This window comes from Paenibacillus sp. MY03 (assembly GCF_002165585.1).
Lineage (GTDB): Bacteria > Bacillota > Bacilli > Paenibacillales > Paenibacillaceae > Pristimantibacillus > Pristimantibacillus agaridevorans.
In genome coordinates this window covers 81153-94755 of record NZ_MXQD01000006.1, presented here as the reverse complement: position 1 = coordinate 94755, position 13603 = coordinate 81153, and the positions used below count along the sequence as shown (strand labels likewise).

Genomic DNA, 13603 nt, shown 5'->3' with positions numbered 1-13603 from the left:
ATGAGAGTTCAGCTTCATCCCAAAAGGAGTGAAACCGATGAATAGAGAGAATAGCATATTCAATACCATTGAAGAAGCGGTAGCCGATCTGATGCAGGGACGTCCCGTCATCGTGGTCGATGACGAGGACAGGGAAAATGAAGGCGATTTGATCGCGCTTGCCGATAAGGCGACTCCCGAAGTTATCAACTTTATGATTAGCGAAGCGCGCGGTCTCGTCTGTGTGCCAATTACGGCGGAAAGAGCGGAAGAGCTTGATCTCCCGCCAATGGTCACGCATAATACAGATTATCACGGTACGGCTTTTACCGTATCGGTCGATTATAACTCGACGACGACGGGCATATCGGCTTATGAACGTTCGTTGACCGTCAAGGCGCTGATTGACCCTTCGGTGCGCGCTTCGGACTTCCGCAGGCCGGGACATATTTTCCCCCTTATTGCGAAGGCTGGTGGCGTGCTTCGCCGCGCCGGTCATACCGAAGCGGCGATCGATCTGGCAACGCTCAGCGGTTCAAGCCCGGCAGCCGTTATTTGCGAAATTATTAAGGAAGATGGAACGATGGCCAGACTGCCGGATCTGGAGGAATTCAAGAACAAACATGGACTTAAGCTTGTCACGATCCAGGAGCTGATCCGTTACCGCAATGAGAAAGAGAAGCTGGTAGACCGGGTTGTGGATGTTCGGATGCCTACCGACTTCGGCGAATTCCGGGCTATTGCTTATACGAATCAACTGGATGACAAGGAACATGTCGCGCTTGTAAAAGGCGAGATCGAGCCTGGCGAACCTTTGCTTGTACGCGTGCATTCGGAATGTTTGACGGGCGATGTCTTCCATTCGCATCGCTGCGACTGCGGACCTCAGCTGGAGGCGGCGCTGAAGCAGATCGATGCTGCCGGCAGCGGCGTGCTTCTGTACATGCGCCAGGAAGGCAGGGGCATTGGCCTTATTAACAAACTTAAAGCTTATGCGTTGCAGGAGCAGGGGTTCGATACCGTGGAGGCGAATATTAAGCTGGGATTTGCTCCGGACTTGCGGGAATATGGCATTGGCGCTCAGATTTTAAGAGATCTTGGCATTACGAAGATGCGGCTCCTTACAAACAATCCACGCAAGATTACCGGCTTGGAGGGCTACGGCATCGAAGTCGTGGAGCGAGTGCCGATCCAGATGGAAGCGAGCGCGGACAATCTTGATTATTTGCGGACGAAAAAGGCGAAGCTTGGACATCTGCTGCGCCCAGAAGGACTGGAACAGCACGCGGTTCGGACACAAGGCGTTGATTCGTCCGGAAACATCTCATAATCGAAATCGAGAGGAAGCGAAAAACAATGGCGAAAATTTATGAAGGACATTTAGTATCGCAAGGGTTAAAATATGGAGTAGTCGTAGGCAGATTTAATGAATTCATCAGCGGCAAGCTGCTAAGCGGAGCGCTCGATGGTTTCAAACGCCATGGCGCAGGCGAAGACGATGTTGAAGTGGCTTGGGTGCCTGGAGCTTTCGAGATTCCGCTTATCGCTCAAAAGATGGCCGAAAGCGGTAAATACGACGCCGTCATTACACTTGGCGCGGTTATCCGCGGGTCCACTCCGCACTTCGACTATGTGTGCAATGAGGCAGCCAAAGGCGTAGCTTCCATTGCGCTTAAGACCGGCGTACCGACGATCTTCGGCGTTCTGACGGTGGATTCCATCGAACAGGCGATCGAGCGTGCGGGCACGAAGGCAGGCAACAAAGGCTACGAAGCGGCAGTATCGGCCGTGGAGATGGCGAATTTGACTAAACAGCTGCAAGGCTAAAACAGCAGCAGCTGCAATTGTTGGGGAGGTCACGCAAGTGTCCGTGCTTTACAAGCTTGAATCGTTTGAGGGACCGCTTGATTTGCTCCTCCATCTCATCGACAAGTCGGAAATCGATATCCACGAAATTTCCATCAGCGAGATTACCGAGCAATATATGGAATATCTGCACGCCTTGAAGGAGCTGGAGCTGGAGGTGACCAGCGAATTTCTGGTCATGGCCGCAACATTGCTGGCTATCAAAAGCAAGCAGCTCCTGCCGAAACCTCCCGTTTTCGAAGAGGATTATGGCGACTGGTATGAGGACGACGGCATCGATTCCAGGGATGATCTTATTCAAAAGCTGATCGAATACAAGAAGTTCAAGCAGATCGCGGAGCAGCTGCGCGAGAAGGAATTCGAGCGCAGTCTCGTCTTCTCCCGGGAGCCCGAGGATATGACGCCGTTCTTGACCGAGGTCAAGGTTAACCCGCTGGAAGGCCTTCATGTATCCGATCTCGTCGCAGCGTTCCAGAGAGCGCTGCGCAAGGCTGCAAGGCGCAATGTCATTGCGACTGTTCAACGGGACGAGATATCCGTCAAGGATCGTATTCGTGATATCGTCGAAGTGCTCAGGCAATTCGAAACGGTAAGATTCTCCAAGCTGATCAGGGAGAATATGGACAAACACGAAATCGTCGTCACTTTCCTGGCGATATTGGAGCTCATGAAGATGAAGCATATTCGCTGCTTCCAGCATGGACTCTTCGACGATATTGTTATTCATTGGAGAGGGGAAGCAGAGAACGATGGATTTTCAGAAATTGAAGTCGATTATTGAAGGATTGCTGTTTATGGCAGGGGACGAGGGACTTACGAAGCGCCAATTGTCCGATATTATGGAGCTGGATGCGGAATTTTCCGCAGATCTTGTCTACGATCTGCAGCGTGACCTGGAGAGAGAAGAGCGGGGCATCCAAATAACGGAGGTTGCCGGCGCCTTTCGCATGACGACGAACTCCGAGCATACGCCATATTTCGAACGTATGGCCTATACGCCAACCCGCTCGCAGCTGTCGCAAGCAGCTTTGGAGACGTTGTCGATCGTCGCTTACCGCCAGCCGATTACTCGGATCGATATTGAAGAAATCCGGGGCGTTAAGACGGATCGAGCCATTCAATCGCTTGTCTCGAAGGATCTTATCGAGGAGGTCGGAAGAGCGGAAGCAATCGGCAGGCCGATCCTGTACGGCACAACGAAGTCATTTCTTGATTATTTCGGATTGCCTTCTATCAAAGAGCTTCCAGAGCCGAAGCATGTCGATATCGACGATGCGCTGGACGAGCAGACACAAATGTTGTTCGAACGTCTGGACGGACGACAGATGACGATAGAGGAATTAAAAGATTAAAGTATGAATACCAGCCGCTAAGGCCAATACTATTTTAAGCCTGTATATGGGAACGGAGGAAGGCGTCATGTTTTCTCACCCTTATGGCTGGATAGCGGCCGGCGGCTTTTTGATTTCTTTGCTGACGATAACGGTGTGCGCTTCCCGGGTTATTATCATAGCGCATGCGAAACGAATTGGAAGCAATGACGATGCGGAAGTGCGAATCCGAGCGTTATTCGGCCTGATCAAATTCAAATATCAAATTCCCACAGCGAAGCTGGAAGGATTGGCCATCAAGGTTCAGGAGGAATTCAGCACTCAGCATGCTGGACGCGGCACTTGGAAGGAATATAACGACGAAATAAACCCGGAGAAGGTCGTTAGCTCCATCGAGAAGATGAAGCAGGTGCTTCAATTAACGAGAGATTTGACAGGCTGGCTCAGAAAAACGATGACGAAGGTCGAACTGACCAAATGGAATTGGTCGACGTCAATCGGGACAGGCGACGCGATGTGGACGGCGATGGCTACCGGCGTCGTCTGGTCTGTGCAGTCTTCGGTGCTTGGCGTCTTGTCGCAATTCCTTCAATTGAAGGCGGAGCCCGTCATGACGGTCAATCCGCTTTTCAACCGTTCCGCATTCGCTACCGAATGGTCGTGCATAGCTCAAATCCGGTTCGGTTATGCTATCCTTGCCGGACTGCAACTGCTGCATCGCATGAAGAAATCGAAAGGAGGCGTCAAAGCATGGCAGAACATCCTATCCAAGGCCTAATGCAAACCGCTATGGAAAATATCAAGGAAATGGTTGACGTCAATACAATTGTGGGGGATCCGGTTCAGACGCCGGACGGCAGCATTATTATGCCGATCAGCAAAGTAGGCTTCGGCTTCGTTGCCGGCGGCAGCGATATTCGCTTGGATTCGAACGAGCACAACAACAGCAATGCCGGCAAGGATGCGCACAATGCGCAAGTCGCGATGCCGTTTGGCGGCGGGAGCGGCGGAGGCGTATCGATTACGCCGATCGCATTTCTCGTAGTCGGTACGCACGGGGTCAAAATCGTGCCTCTCGACAACCAAACCCATCTCATGGAACGTATTATCGATTCGGCGCCGGGCGTTTTTGACAAAATTCAGACGATGGTCAAGCGTAACAACCATCAGACGCACGCGAGTGTGGATTTTGGGGATACCGCCGCGGCTATCCTCGATGACGTAAAAGATACGACGACCTATAACGGTTAATCGGAGAACTGCCCGAAAGGGCAGTTTTTCTATTTTTGACGTCATATGGCCCGTCTACCCATGAGGGTACAAGCATATACTATGCCGAGGAAGGAATTCGTCCATTCCGGCATCTTAGCGTTCGCAACGGGAGGAGTCCATACAAAAATGATTGGAAGTATACGAAGTTACATGCGGTATACCGTCGTACTGTTAGTCTGTACTCTGCTGGCTGCCATGGTCATCATGCCCGCAAATCAAGCAATGGCCGTGCCGTCCATCGAGACGAATGCAAAAGCATCCGCCTTGATCGACGTCGCATCGGGGCGGATTCTGTACAGCAGCAATGGCGATACGCCCATGCGAATTGCAAGCTTGACGAAAATTATGACGGCTATCGTCGCAATCGAGCACGGCAATTTGGATGATATGGTGAAGACGCCCAAACGTGCAGTCGGCAAGGAAGGCTCGTCGATTTATCTGCAGCTTGGAGAAGAGATGACCTTGCACAACATGCTGTACGGACTCATGCTTCGATCGGGAAATGACGCCGCTACGGCGATTGCCGAGCATGTCGGCGGCTCGGAAGAAGGATTCGTGCATTTGATGAACGAGAAGGCGGCAATGCTGGGTCTGGCTAACAGCTCGTACAAAAATCCGCATGGATTGGACGAAGAAGGCCATTATTCCTCGGCCAATGATCTTGCCAAGCTGACGGCCTACGCGATTAAAAACCAATATTTCGCTGAGATCGTCCGGACGAAGGTCAAGCAGGTGCCGAACCCTCACGACAGCTGGAATTATGCCTGGAAAAACAAAAACAAAATGCTCACTTTGTATGAAGGGGCGGACGGAGTGAAAACAGGGTATACCAAAAAATCGTTCCGATGCCTTGTCAGCTCCGCCACACGCGCCGGGCAGCAGCTCGCGGCCGTGACAATTAATGACGGTGATGACTGGAACGATCACAGCCATATGCTGGACTGGGGATTTCAATATTATCCACTTCAGACAATCGCAAGCCAAGGTGAAGCCGTTGCCGGATATCCTTATGTGCTTGGGGGGACGTTCCGCTATCCGCTTGAAGAGAACGAACGGGATTCCATTCATACAAAACTTACGTTGGCAGATCCGACAAGCATGGATTATGCGCTCGGAGAAAGAGGGCTTCTCGAATTTCAGATGGGAGGACATACGATCGGTTCCGTACCGGTATACGAACCTGGAGACATCCGATTGAGTTCAAAAAAATAGATGCAGAAAAGTTGTGTCGCCGCCTGTCGGGCTGGAGGGAGAACGGCTTGACGGGCAGACATGGCGGAAGCAGGAAGCATGGGGAGGTTTTGCGCTTTGGTGAATTGGATCTGGTTGTTCTTTATCGTGGCTAGCGTTGCGGTTGCTGCGGTTAACGGACGAATGGACGAAGTGACGGCGGCAGCTTTCGAAGGAGCTAAGTCCGGCGTGACAGTCAGCTTTGGCCTTATAAGCATTATGGTGTTCTGGATGGGGATGATGCGCATTGCCGAAGATGCCGGACTGCTGCAAAAGCTGGCGCGATTGCTGGGACCAATCGTGCGCTGGTTATTCCCTGATGTTCCAAAGGATCATCCGGCAATCGGGTATATTATGAGCAATCTGAGCGCTAATATTTTCGGCCTCGGCAATGCGGCTACACCGATGGGGATCAAGGCGATGCAGGAGCTGCAGAAGCTAAATCCCGACAAGGATACGGCTACGCCGGCCATGTGTACGTTGCTTGCGCTTAATACATCCAGTATTACGCTTGTTCCTACGACGATCATTGCCATTCGAATGAATTACGATTCCGCTAATCCCGCGGAAATCATAGGTACAACGCTCGTGGCAACCGCAATTGCGACGGGAGCGGCTATCCTGGCCGATCGTTGGTACAGAAGCCGATCTTCATCGCCGCCCGCTAATCCTGCCATACATAACAAGAAACAAACAAATGCAGCAAAACCAGCCTCCGTATCTGATGGTATCGGGGGTGGAGGAATTGTATGACGTATTTTCCAATCTGTCTATATGGATGATTCCCGCCATTATCGTATTTATTCCGCTATATGCGGCGCTTCGCAAACGTATCCCCGTCTATGAGACATTTGTCGATGGGGCCAAGGACGGCTTCGGAACGGCGATAGCCATCATTCCTCATCTTGTAGGCATGATGGTCGCGATCAGTATGTTTCGGGCTTCAGGCGCGATGGAGCTTATGCTTTCTGCCGTTCGTCCATTATTCGATATGGCTGGAGTACCGAGCGAGGTATTGCCTTTGGGTTTGCTCCGCCCGCTTACGGGAGCAGGTTCACTCGCGTTTACGGCAGACCTCATTGCTACACATGGTCCGGACTCCATGATCGGCAGAATAGCGTCTACGATTCAAGGCAGCACGGACACGACTCTGTATGTCCTGACGGTTTATTTCGGAGCCGTTGCGGTTCGCCGCACGAAATATGCGCTTAAGGTGGGATTGTTTTCAGATGCGGTCGGTTTTTTTGCGGCCATTCTAATCTGCCTGTATCTGTTCGGCTAATTGTAATTAGGTACGAAGCTTGTACTTTGCTCCCGTAATCGTTATGATGGGGAGTGAGGTGAAAGCATTGGAACGTTTACAAAAAATATTGGCCCAAGCAGGCATTGCTTCGCGGAGAAAGTGCGAGGAGCTCATTTTATCCGGCGCGGTTGAGGTGAACGGCGAAAAAGTGACGACATTAGGCGTCAAGGCCGATCCTGCCGTTGATAGCATCGTCGTTAACGGCAAGCCGATTAAAGGCGAAAAGAAGATTTATTTGATGATGAACAAAATGAAAGGCGTCATAACGAGCGCCAAGGATCCTCAAGGCCGCAAGACGGTGACCGACTTCCTGCCCGGCATCAAGGAGAGAGTCTATCCTGTCGGCCGGCTGGATTACGATACGGAAGGTTTGCTGCTGCTTACGAACGACGGCGAGTTCGCGAATTTGCTGACCCACCCCAAGCATCATGTGCCTAAGACGTATCATGCCACAGTTAAGGGCGTGCCGCACGGTACCGCATTGGAGCAGCTTCAGAAGGGAATTAAGCTGGAGGACGGCATGACAGCGCCTGCGGAAGTCGAATACCACGATGTCGACACGGAGAAGAACGAAGCGACGATCACCATTACGATCTATGAGGGACGCAATCGTCAGGTGCGCAGAATGTTCGAAGCTATCAATCATAAAGTCATCCGGCTCAGACGCGTCCGTTTCGGCGAGTTGACGCTCCAAACGCTTGGTCGAGGCAAGTATCGGCACTTAACGCCGAAAGAGATCGAAGAACTTAAAACAGCGGCGATGAAGACACATAAAGTTCATAAAAAGTAAACGACGGCGGCGGTAATTGCCGTCGACTTTTCGTTATAATGAAATGTAGTCCTTGACTCAAGAACTCGCAATTGGTGGTGATTATACATAATGGCAAAGACAAAAAAATCGCGGAAAATGATGCAAGTCGTTATTCTCGCCGCAGTTCTGATCGTCGGGGGATACGCAATCGGCACGACGTTGTTTGCGGAGCGGGGAAGCGGGTTCCTGAAACCGGGAGAACGGCCTCCCGAATTCTCGCTTGCCAATATGGAAGGCGGTGTAACCTCTCTGTCGGATTATGCCGGCAAGCCCGTCGTCATCAACTTCTGGGGTACATTTTGCGAGCCCTGCGTAAAGGAGATGCCGGAGTTCGAGCGTCAATACAAGAAGTGGCAGGATAAGGACTTGACGATTCTGGCCATCAATCTTAGCGAAGATACGCTTACGGTCAAAAACTTCCTGAACCGTTTCAATCTATCCTATCCCATCTTGAGGGACGAAGCCCGGAAGACGGAACGGAACTTCGCCCTGCGGCAATATCCGACGACGTTCTTTGTAAAGGCGGACGGCACATTGATGGAAGCTGTGGTCGGCGGTATGACCGAAGAAGATATCGACAAGCGCATCGTGCGTTTGCTGCAATTGTAGGAGGTCACCTTAGTGTTAGTACCCGAAAATACCAAATGCGAATGCGGACACCATAATTCTGTCGGAACCGTATTGTGCGAATACTGCGGCAAGCCATTGCATCAGGATCTCCAGACATCCGATGAACCTCTCGAGATGCGCTACGACGGTGTGGCGAGACGGTCGCAGAAGAGCAATCCTTCTTACATCGACAGAGTCTGGAACTTCTTCTCGTCAGTCAAAATCGCGATCTATTTGATCGTCATCACATTTCTGACTGCCATGCTGGGGACGATCTATCCGCAGGAAAGCTCGTTCATCAACAACTTCGACCCATCTACCTACTATCGAGAAACGTATGGAACGATGGGTCATCTTTATTATGTACTGGGCTTGTCCCATACGTACGAGAGCTGGTGGTTCATCGGACTGCTCGTTATGATCGGGACATCGCTGGTCATCTGCAGCCTGGATCGCGTTTTGCCCCTGTATCGTGCGCTTAATAAGCAGCAGATCCGCAAACATCATCAATTCCTGCTTCGGCAAAAGGCTGTCTACAAGGGCACTTTGAACCAGGACGCGGCAGATTGGGTATTGCAATACGGCGACGCGCTTAAGAAGAAGGGGTATCGCATTCACCGCGAGGAATCCGGCACCGCGCTGCTTGCGGAAAAGAACCGCTTTAGCCGCTGGGGACCGTACATCAACCATATCGGACTCATTCTCTTTCTGCTGGCTATCGTTGCAAGAGCCATTCCAGGCTGGCAGATGGACGCCTATATTACGATTCCGGACGGCGATACGGTTCAGATCAAGGATACGAACTATTACGTCAAAAACGAGAAGTTCAAAGTAGAGTTCTATACGGACGACGAGCTTCCCGAGCAGTTGCAAGGCAAAGCGCGCGCCAAGAAGTATCAGACTGAGGCGGTTATGTACAAATGCGTAAGCGATTGCGGAGATCCGCTCAAAGAACCCGTGCTGGAGGAAGTAAAGCGGCATGACATCATCGTCAACAGTCCGCTCTCGCACGACGGCATCAAGCTGTTCCAATTCGACTTTAATCTTAATCCGCGGCTTAACGCGGTAAATCCCGTTCTGGAAGACAAGACGACCGGAGAGATTTATGGACCGTTCTATCTTCCAATGAAAGATGCAGAGCTTCATCACGAGCTTGGTCCGTTTACGCTGGATCTTTATGCGAATTACATGGAGTTTGCGCTGGGGAGCGATGGCAAACCAACGACGTTATCGAGAGACCCCAACGCCCCCGCGTTTGTCTTTACTGTTAAAGGCCCCGGGCTCCATCCGGATGGCGAACCTTACATCTATTTCCCGATGCAGAAGGACAAGGTGCGCTTCGCCCAGGATACCATCAACCGGGACTTGGCGGAGCGGATCGAGATTCGGGTGGACGGCATGGAAAACGTTGACTTCTCCGAAGCAACAACGGTTCTCAATGTAAGGGTAGACCGCGCGGTTCCTTATTTGTGGGTCGGAGCGGTATTCTCCATGCTGGGTCTCATAATGGGCTCTTACTGGCAGCATCGCAGAATCTGGCTGCGAGTGGATGGAGCAGAGGTCGTGCTTGGCGCCCACACGAATAAGAACTGGTTCGGCATGCGCTCGGACGTAGCTTTTGGTTTGAAGAAAACGGGAATCGAAGTCGATCCCAAGTCGCTAGATAACGGGGGGAAAAACGCGTGAGTTACGTCGAGTTTAGCAGTGACGCCTTTTTGGTTGCCTTTTTCTTGTATTGCTTTGCCTTTATGTTTTATGTCATCGCGTTTGCGGGTAAGAAGTGGAGCAATCGCGATCCGATCGCTCATCAAAGGCGCTGGGGACGTATCGCTTTTATTGTATCCAGCGCGGGACTGGCCTCGCATCTGGCCTTCTTCTTTACAAGATGGATCGGGAGCGGGCAGATACCGACCAGCAACATGTACGAGTTCATGACATTCCTTGCCATGTCCATCATGATCGCCTATACCGTTGTGTATGCGATTTACCGCAAGCCGCTTCTGGGCGTATTTGCTCTTCCGCTAACGATTATCATCGTTGCATATGCGGCAGTGTTTCCGCAGGAAGTGCAACCGCTCATTCCGGCGCTTGATTCCATTTGGCTTAAGGTGCATGTGACGACAGCCGCGCTTGGCGAAGCCTTTTTCGCAGTAGGCTTTGCGGCGGGTCTTATGTACCTGCTGCGCGTTATGGATTATAATGACAAGACGAAAAACGGCCGCAGAGCTCAATTCTGGCTGGAATTCACGTTGTATTCCATCATCGTGATCGTCGGCTTTATAATAGCGGTATTCGCGTTCCGCGGCGCAGGTTACGAAGCCGAATTCACACAGGAGAAAGTCATTATTGACAGCAGAGGCGTGCAGACGGAAACGACGTCGAACGTACATTATACGCTTCCGCCTATCTTTAAGCCGTATAACAGCGAAATTGTATCCGTGCAGCCGTTCCTTGGCGTAGATAAGCCGTTGTTCGAAGCTCCGTCCTGGATGAACGGCATTAATGCAGGCCGCAAGCTTAACACGGTCGTATGGTCAATCATCGCGGGTACTCTGATTTATGGATTGCTGAGACTGGCTTTCCGCAAACCGCTCGGTGCCGTCATTCATCCGATGATGGACGGAATCGATCCGGATGATCTTGACGAGATCAGCTATCGCGCGATTGCTATCGGTTTCCCTGTATTCACCCTTGGCGCGCTCATCTTTGCGATGATATGGGCGGAGATAGCCTGGGGCCGATTTTGGGGCTGGGATCCCAAGGAAGTATGGGCGCTTATTACTTGGTTGTTCTACAGCGCTTATCTCCACTTCCGGTTATCGAGAGGCTGGCAAGGCCTGCGTTCCTCGTGGCTGGCGGTTATCGGCTTCGTCATTGTATTATTTACGCTCATCGGCGTTAACTTAATCATCGCGGGATTGCATTCGTATTCTGGCGTATAGACGCCTTAAGATAAGGAGCTGTACCGATGTCTGATTATGGCAATCGTATACTTGTTGTGGACGATGAAGAGAGAATTCGCAGACTTCTCAAGATGTATCTCGAGAAAGAAGGGTATTCCATCGATGAAGCGGAGGATGGAGAGACCGCTCTGAGACTTGCATCGAGTTCTGATTACGCGCTTATTTTGCTTGATGTCATGCTGCCTGGCATTGATGGCGTCGAGGTTTGCGCCAGACTTCGTCAGATCAAGGCGACGCCGGTCATCATGTTGACGGCGAAGGGCGAAGAGATGAATCGCGTGCAAGGCTTCGAGGTGGGAGCAGACGACTATGTCGTGAAGCCATTTAGCCCGCGTGAGGTCATTTACCGCGTAAAGGCCATCTTGCGCCGTTCTTCCGCGACGGCCTTCTTATCGAAGGAGTTGAATACGAGCAATAATATCGTATTCCCCAATTTGGTCATTGAGCATGATGCCCATCGCGTAACGGCGGGCGGGCAAGAAGTCAGTCTAACACCGAAGGAATATGAGCTGCTCCATTATTTGGCCGTATCTCCGGATAAGGTGTTCTCGCGCGAAGAGCTGTTGAAGGATGTATGGAACTACGAGTTTTTCGGCGATCTGCGGACAGTCGATACCCATGTGAAACGTCTCCGCGAGAAGCTGAATAAGGTATCTCCCGATGCGGCGGCGATGATTACGACGGTATGGGGAGTCGGCTATAAGCTAGAGGTTCCCAAGTAATGAAGCTCTGGCGCAAGCTCGCTCAACTCTTATGGCATAGCGTCGTGGGTAAGCTATGGGCGACCATTATGCTGCTAGTTGCGGTCGTCCTGATTATCCTGGGCGTGTTCCTGCTGCAGTATATCGATATTTTCTTCGATAAGGATGCGCACAATATTAAAGTGCTGTTTGTCATAACGGCGATCATCGGCTTTCTATTGTCGACGTTCTTTGCTTTCTTTTTGTCATCGAAGATTCAACAGCCGCTTCTGCAACTGAAAAACGCAGCCGATTCCGTATCTCAAGGCGATTATACGACGCGCGTCCATATTCACTCGTCAGATGAGATTGGACAGCTTGCCAACACGTTTAATCATATGACGGAACAGATCGACAAGCTGATCGGCGACCTCAATCACGAAAAAAATCATTTGACAAGCATACTTCGAAGCATGGGAGACTCCGTCATCACCTTCGATGCGGATGGCGAGGTTATCCTGGCGAACCCAAGCGGACATCTGCTTCTGAGTCAGTGGTCCAGTCTTGAAAGAGGCTGGGATGATGAAGGCGGCCAGGAAGGGAAAGTGTCGTTTAAGGGCATACCTGCACCGCTTAGAGGATTATTCCATGAAGTGGTCAAGGAGGGACGGGATGCGACGGACAAAATTCATGTCCATAGCACCGTTTGGTCCGTCGTGATGGCGCCTTTGCAATCCAACGGCGTCATAAGAGGAGCCGTAGCCGTTATTCGCAACGTAACAGAAGAGCATAAACTGGATAAGCTCCGTCGTGATTTTGTCGCCAACATTTCGCATGAAATCCGCACGCCGCTATCCATGCTACAGGGTTATAGCGAAGCGCTGCTGGATGATATCGTGGTGGAGGAAGAAGAGCGGAAGGAGCTAGTGCAAGTCATCTACGACGAGTCGCTGCGTATGGGCAGGCTAGTGAACGATTTTCTCGATATTGCGAGAATGGAAGCCGGACATGTCGACATGAATTATCAGAAGATTGACTTGAAGGGCATGCTGCGACGGGTTCATCGCAAGTTCCAGGTCTATGCGAAGGAAAGGGAAGTTGCTCTTCATGCCGCTTTTTCCGAAGAACCTCTAGTCATCATGCAAGGCGACGAAGACCGACTTGAGCAAGTGTTGACCAATCTGTTGGATAATGCTCTCCGACATACGCCGGCTGGCAAGTCGATTACCATTGACGGCGAACGTCTTAACGTAAACGACAAAGCCTACATCCAGCTTAAGATTAAGGATGAAGGGCAAGGCATACCGCAAGAGGATTTGCCTTTTATATTCGAGCGGTTCTACAAAGCCGACAAAGCAAGAAAAAGGGGTTCCTCTGGCGGGACTGGATTGGGGCTTGCCATCGTCAAAAACTTCATTGATCTGCATCACGGACAAATCGTCGTTGACAGTCTTGCGGGCAACGGCACCACCTTCACGCTGCTGCTTCCGGTGGAGAAGCAGGAAGGAAACGTCGCACACGCCGCTAACCGTCAAATTTTGCATTAAAACAACAAAGCG

15 protein-coding genes are annotated in these 13603 nt (G+C 51.3%); all 15 read left to right on the top strand.

Annotated features, from left to right (window positions below; all coding sequences use genetic code 11):
• Positions 1-37: 37 nt before the first annotated feature.
• The 15 genes from B1748_RS06345 (at position 38) to B1748_RS06275 (ending at position 13591) form a co-directional block, all read left to right on the top strand.
• The gene (locus tag B1748_RS06345; RefSeq protein ID WP_087567047.1) at positions 38-1309 is read left to right on the top strand and encodes a bifunctional 3,4-dihydroxy-2-butanone-4-phosphate synthase/GTP cyclohydrolase II; all 1272 of its coding nucleotides are present in this window, start codon (positions 38-40) and stop codon (positions 1307-1309) included.
• Between the two features lie 26 nt (positions 1310-1335).
• Entirely contained in the window at positions 1336-1806 is a 471-nt protein-coding gene (gene ribH, locus B1748_RS06340) for a 6,7-dimethyl-8-ribityllumazine synthase (RefSeq protein WP_087567046.1), read from the top strand.
• A gap of 37 nt (positions 1807-1843) precedes the next feature.
• Positions 1844-2626, top strand: a complete 783-nt coding sequence (locus tag B1748_RS06335) for a segregation and condensation protein A (protein ID WP_087567045.1) — start codon at positions 1844-1846, stop codon at positions 2624-2626.
• Positions 2595-3197, top strand: a complete 603-nt coding sequence (scpB, locus tag B1748_RS06330) for an SMC-Scp complex subunit ScpB (RefSeq protein ID WP_087567044.1) — start codon at positions 2595-2597, stop codon at positions 3195-3197. The genes B1748_RS06335 and scpB overlap by 32 nt, the downstream gene beginning before the upstream one ends.
• Positions 3198-3264: 67 nt before the next feature.
• On the top strand, positions 3265-3954 hold the full coding sequence (locus B1748_RS06325; protein ID WP_179215432.1) for a DUF2953 domain-containing protein: 690 nt from the start codon (positions 3265-3267) through the stop codon (positions 3952-3954).
• Positions 3927-4427 carry a GerW family sporulation protein gene (ytfJ, locus tag B1748_RS06320; RefSeq protein WP_087567042.1) on the top strand — a complete coding sequence of 167 codons (501 nt, stop codon included), beginning with the start codon at positions 3927-3929 and terminating at the stop codon, positions 4425-4427. The genes B1748_RS06325 and ytfJ overlap by 28 nt, the downstream gene beginning before the upstream one ends.
• A gap of 147 nt (positions 4428-4574) precedes the next feature.
• Positions 4575-5660: a D-alanyl-D-alanine carboxypeptidase family protein gene (locus B1748_RS06315; RefSeq protein ID WP_256975552.1), complete on the top strand. Its 1086-nt coding sequence runs from the start codon at positions 4575-4577 to the stop codon at positions 5658-5660.
• Positions 5661-5756: 96 nt separating this feature from the next.
• On the top strand, positions 5757-6431 hold the full coding sequence (locus tag B1748_RS06310) for a nucleoside recognition domain-containing protein (RefSeq protein WP_087567041.1): 675 nt from the start codon (positions 5757-5759) through the stop codon (positions 6429-6431).
• Between the two features lie 25 nt (positions 6432-6456).
• Positions 6457-6960 (top strand): spore maturation protein, encoded by a 504-nt coding sequence (locus B1748_RS06305; protein ID WP_373271262.1) that lies wholly within the window; start codon positions 6457-6459, stop codon positions 6958-6960.
• Positions 6961-7027: 67 nt separating this feature from the next.
• Positions 7028-7771, top strand: coding sequence for a pseudouridine synthase (locus tag B1748_RS06300; RefSeq protein ID WP_087567039.1), 744 nt, complete (start codon positions 7028-7030; stop codon positions 7769-7771).
• Positions 7772-7861: 90 nt separating this feature from the next.
• Positions 7862-8401 carry a redoxin domain-containing protein gene (locus B1748_RS06295; RefSeq protein WP_087567038.1) on the top strand — a complete coding sequence of 180 codons (540 nt, stop codon included), beginning with the start codon at positions 7862-7864 and terminating at the stop codon, positions 8399-8401.
• Positions 8402-8413: 12 nt separating this feature from the next.
• Positions 8414-10087 (top strand): cytochrome c biogenesis protein ResB, encoded by a 1674-nt coding sequence (gene resB, locus B1748_RS06290; RefSeq protein WP_087567037.1) that lies wholly within the window; start codon positions 8414-8416, stop codon positions 10085-10087.
• Complete coding sequence (gene ccsA / locus B1748_RS06285) at positions 10084-11343, top strand: cytochrome c biogenesis protein CcsA (RefSeq protein WP_087567036.1); 1260 nt, start codon at positions 10084-10086, stop codon at positions 11341-11343. Before resB ends, ccsA begins: the two co-directional genes overlap by 4 nt.
• Positions 11344-11369: 26 nt before the next feature.
• Positions 11370-12086, top strand: a complete 717-nt coding sequence (locus B1748_RS06280; RefSeq protein WP_087567035.1) for a response regulator transcription factor — start codon at positions 11370-11372, stop codon at positions 12084-12086.
• Positions 12086-13591, top strand: a complete 1506-nt coding sequence (locus B1748_RS06275; RefSeq protein ID WP_087567034.1) for a HAMP domain-containing sensor histidine kinase — start codon at positions 12086-12088, stop codon at positions 13589-13591. Before B1748_RS06280 ends, B1748_RS06275 begins: the two co-directional genes overlap by 1 nt.
• The last annotated feature ends 12 nt before the right edge of the window (positions 13592-13603 follow it).

Excerpts from the sequence above, each read along its gene's own strand:
- B1748_RS06345 (WP_087567047.1), top strand. The coding sequence starts at position 38 with ATGAATAGAGAGAATAGCATATTCAATACCATTGAAGAAGCGGTAGCC.
- ribH (WP_087567046.1), top strand. The coding sequence starts at position 1,336 with ATGGCGAAAATTTATGAAGGACATTTAGTATCGCAAGGGTTAAAATAT.
- scpB (WP_087567044.1), top strand. The coding sequence starts at position 2,595 with ATGGATTTTCAGAAATTGAAGTCGATTATTGAAGGATTGCTGTTTATG.
- B1748_RS06325 (WP_179215432.1), top strand. The coding sequence starts at position 3,265 with ATGTTTTCTCACCCTTATGGCTGGATAGCGGCCGGCGGCTTTTTGATT.
- ytfJ (WP_087567042.1), top strand. The coding sequence starts at position 3,927 with ATGGCAGAACATCCTATCCAAGGCCTAATGCAAACCGCTATGGAAAAT.
- B1748_RS06315 (WP_256975552.1), top strand. The coding sequence starts at position 4,575 with ATGATTGGAAGTATACGAAGTTACATGCGGTATACCGTCGTACTGTTA.
- B1748_RS06305 (WP_373271262.1), top strand. The coding sequence starts at position 6,457 with ATGATTCCCGCCATTATCGTATTTATTCCGCTATATGCGGCGCTTCGC.
- B1748_RS06295 (WP_087567038.1), top strand. The coding sequence starts at position 7,862 with ATGGCAAAGACAAAAAAATCGCGGAAAATGATGCAAGTCGTTATTCTC.
- B1748_RS06280 (WP_087567035.1), top strand. The coding sequence starts at position 11,370 with ATGTCTGATTATGGCAATCGTATACTTGTTGTGGACGATGAAGAGAGA.
- B1748_RS06275 (WP_087567034.1), top strand. The coding sequence starts at position 12,086 with ATGAAGCTCTGGCGCAAGCTCGCTCAACTCTTATGGCATAGCGTCGTG.